Genomic DNA, 3085 nt, shown 5'->3' with positions numbered 1-3085 from the left:
ACGTTGAGGGAATATGCCGCAACCATGAGTTCCATAAAAATCAGCACTCTGAATGAGGCCGCCGAGACGGAAAAACTGTTGGCCGCGCTTCTGGTCGAGACCGTGGCCGGCGGCGGCTCGGTGAGCTTCATGCATCCGTTGGCACAGGATGCGGCGGAGGCCTTCTGGCGGAAGTCGCTTGCCGCAGCTGCGCGAGGCGAACGGGTGGTGCTTGGCGCATGGGACAGCGAGGTCCTTGCCGGCACGGTCACCTTGCTGCTCGACTTCCCTCCCAACCAGCCGCACCGGGCCGAGATCGCCAAGCTGATGACCCGCCTCGACCGTCGCGGCCAGGGCGTGGCGACCCGGCTGATGCGGGCGGCGGAAGACATCGCCGTGGAGCGCGGCCGCACCTTGCTGGTTCTGGACACGGCAAGCGAGGAGGGAGCCTCCGGTCTCTACGAGAAGCTCGGCTTCACGCTGACAGGTGAAATCCCCGACTTCGCTCTGAAGCCGCATGGCGGATTGACTGGCACGCTGATCTACTGGAAACGGATCGACGCAAGCCTACAGAGCGTCGATTCCGGCGAGGCGTGACAGCAGCCACAGACGAAAATCCTGCTCGGCCTGGGTCAGTCCCGCGGCCGAAGCGCGGGTCAGGAAATGGCCCGAGCTGCTGGAGAGCTCGAAGCCGGAAAGCGCCACAAGCGCCTTGCCGGCAAGTGCCGCATCGATCAGCGGCCTGGAGCCCAACAGGGCGCCGGCGCCGGCCTTGGCCGCCTCCATGGCGGCAACGAAACTGTCGAAGCGGTGCGAACGTCCAGTATGTCCCGGCACGCCGGCAGCGGTAAACCATTCGGCCCACATCTCGCGCGCGCCGGCGACCAGGAGCAAGGGCAGGGATGTCCAGTCCGTATTGCCGGCCAGCGCCGGAGAGGCGACCGGCACCAGCCGCTCAACGGTCAGCCTGTCGGCCTCGCGGCCGGGGAAGTTTCCGTTGCCGAAGCGGATATCGAGCGCCGAGCCCGGCTGGTCGTAGTCGGCGGGACGATGGATGGTCACCACGTCGAGCTGGATCCGCGGCAGGGCTCTCGCCAGGTCGGGGAGCGCAGGCACGAGCACCAGCAAGGCAAAGGAGATCGGCACCCGCACCGCCACGGTCTGGACGGCGCGCGGCTCGAACAATTCCGTGGTGCTGTTGGCGATGGTGGCGAAGGCCGACTGGATGTGGGGAAGATAGGCGGCGCCCTCAGGCGACAGCGCGACACCGCGGGCAAGACGCACGAACAGCCTGGTCTTCAGCCGCTGTTCGAGGGCGCGAATGTGCTGGCTGACGGCCGCCTGCGTCAGGCCGAGTTCGGCCGCCGCGGCGGTGAAGTTCGAAAGCCGCGCCGCCGCCTCGAAGCTGCGCAACCAGTCGAGCGGAGGCAAGGCGTCGGCAACTCTTCCAGCCATTAGAATTCTATAGCCATAGTCTGCAAAATGATAATTTGAGTTATGACTACGAAGTCAGCATCATGCAACCCGAAACCCTGCGGATGCGGGAAAGATGGAGCTGCTGGACATGCTGACCAAGGCGCTGATCGGCGACGAGGGACGGACGATCGAACTCAGCTGGGAGAACGGGACGCGCACCCGTTTTCACGCCATGTGGCTGCGCGACAATGCATTGGACGACAAGACGCGCAGCGCCGGCAACGGGCAGCGCCTGATCACCATCCTCGACATTCCGGCCGAGACGCGGATTGGAGCAGTCTCGATCAAGGGCGGCGCCCTGGAGATCAGCTTCGTGCCCGAGCAAAAGACCGTCAGCTTCCCGCAAGCCTGGCTGTACACGCATGCCTATGACCGCGTCGAACTGCGCAAGGGAGGCTGGACGGCCGACGTGGTTCAATGCTGGACAAGGGCGACGATGCAGAACTCGGTGCCGCGCGCGGCATATGCGGCTGCCAGCCACGATCGCAGCGTGCTCAGGGAATGGCTTTCGGCGGTGAGGACTTACGGCTTTGCGGTGATGGATGGCCTGCCGGCGGAGTCGGGGGCGCTGTGCAAGGTGTCCGACCTGTTCGGTTACATCAGGGAAACCAATTACGGGCGCTGGTTCGAGGTGCGCGCCGAGGTTATTCCGAACAATCTCGCCTACACCAATCTCGGCCTGCAGGCGCATACCGACAATCCATACCGCGATCCGGTGCCGACGCTGCAGATCCTGGCCTGCATCGAGAACACCGTCTGGGGCGGCGAATCCACCGTCGTCGACGGTTTCGCGGTGGCGACTGCGCTGCAGGTCGAAGATCCGCACGGGTTCCGTCTGCTGAGTTCCTATCCGGCGCGCTTCGAATATGCCGGCTCGTCTGGCGTGCGGCTCAAGGCCAAGCGTCCGATGATCGAGCTCGGACCGGACGGCGAGCTGATCTGCATCCGCTTCAACAACCGCTCGCTGGCGCCGACGGTCGACGTGCCATTCGCCGAGATGGACAAATACTACGCCGCTTATCGCCGGTTCGCCGAACTGATCGAGGATCCCGCCTTCGAGGTGACCTTCAAGCTGGAAGCTGGGCAGGCCTTCATCGTCGACAACACCCGCGTCATGCATGCGCGCAAGGCGTTTTCCGGCTCGGGCAAGCGCTGGCTGCAGGGCTGCTACGCCGACAAGGACGGGCTGTTGTCGACGCTGGCGGCGATCGAGCACGATTTCAGGGAGGCGGCGGAATGAACGGGCAGGCGCTGAACAGCGGCAACATCGTCGAATTCATCGCCGACATTTTTGAGCGACGCGGTGCCGAATCCTATCTCGGCGAGCCCGTCACCATGTCGGAGCACATGCTTCAGGGCGCGTGGCTGGCAGAGCAGGACGGCGCGCCGGACGAACTGGTGGCGGCTGCGCTGCTGCACGACATCGGACACTACACCAGCGAGTTCGGCACCTATTCGCCCGACGATGTCGAGGACAAGCACCATGACGAGGCGGGCGGCGAGGTGCTGGCGCCGTTCTTCCCGCCGGTCATCGTCGAATGCGTCCGGCTGCATGTCTCGGCCAAGCGCTATCTCTGCGCCACCGACCCGACCTATTTCGGCAAGCTCTCGCCGGCCTCTGTCCATACAC

General features: G+C 64.8%; 4 protein-coding genes. 3 read left to right on the top strand and 1 reads right to left on the bottom strand.

All coding sequences use genetic code 11. The annotated features are described in order from the left end of the window. Window positions 1-24 precede the first annotated feature (24 nt). A complete protein-coding gene (locus EOA33_RS29955; RefSeq protein ID WP_127407285.1) occupies window positions 25-576 on the top strand; it encodes a GNAT family N-acetyltransferase in 552 nt (183 codons plus the stop codon). Here EOA33_RS29955 and EOA33_RS29950 read toward each other — a convergent pair. Then, window positions 547-1434: a LysR family transcriptional regulator gene (locus EOA33_RS29950; protein ID WP_126053967.1), complete on the bottom strand. Its 888-nt coding sequence runs from the start codon at window positions 1432-1434 to the stop codon at window positions 547-549. The two genes, EOA33_RS29955 and EOA33_RS29950, sit on opposite strands and share 30 nt — an antisense overlap. A 94-nt stretch (window positions 1435-1528) precedes the next feature. Here EOA33_RS29950 and EOA33_RS29945 point away from each other — a divergent pair, with 94 nt between their 5' ends. Together EOA33_RS29945 and EOA33_RS29940 are read left to right on the top strand one after the other, a co-directional pair. After that, on the top strand, window positions 1529-2695 hold the full coding sequence (locus tag EOA33_RS29945; RefSeq protein ID WP_245455444.1) for a gamma-butyrobetaine dioxygenase: 1167 nt from the start codon (window positions 1529-1531) through the stop codon (window positions 2693-2695). Continuing rightward, window positions 2692-3085: HD domain-containing protein (locus tag EOA33_RS29940; RefSeq protein WP_127407284.1), on the top strand; the 394-nt coding region annotated here is incomplete at its 3' end. The genes EOA33_RS29945 and EOA33_RS29940, both read left to right, overlap by 4 nt.

The sequence above is a fragment of the Mesorhizobium sp. M4A.F.Ca.ET.050.02.1.1 genome (assembly GCF_003997725.1).
Lineage (GTDB): Bacteria > Pseudomonadota > Alphaproteobacteria > Rhizobiales > Rhizobiaceae > Mesorhizobium.
The sequence above is the reverse complement of the archived record's forward strand: the minus strand, read 5'-3'. Positions and strand labels throughout refer to the sequence as shown.

Coding starts and splice junctions, on each gene's coding strand:
- EOA33_RS29950 (WP_126053967.1), bottom strand. CDS start 1,434: ATGGCTGGAAGAGTTGCCGACGCCTTGCCTCCGCTCGACTGGTTGCGC.
- EOA33_RS29955 (WP_127407285.1), top strand. CDS start 25: ATGAGTTCCATAAAAATCAGCACTCTGAATGAGGCCGCCGAGACGGAA.
- EOA33_RS29945 (WP_245455444.1), top strand. CDS start 1,529: ATGGAGCTGCTGGACATGCTGACCAAGGCGCTGATCGGCGACGAGGGA.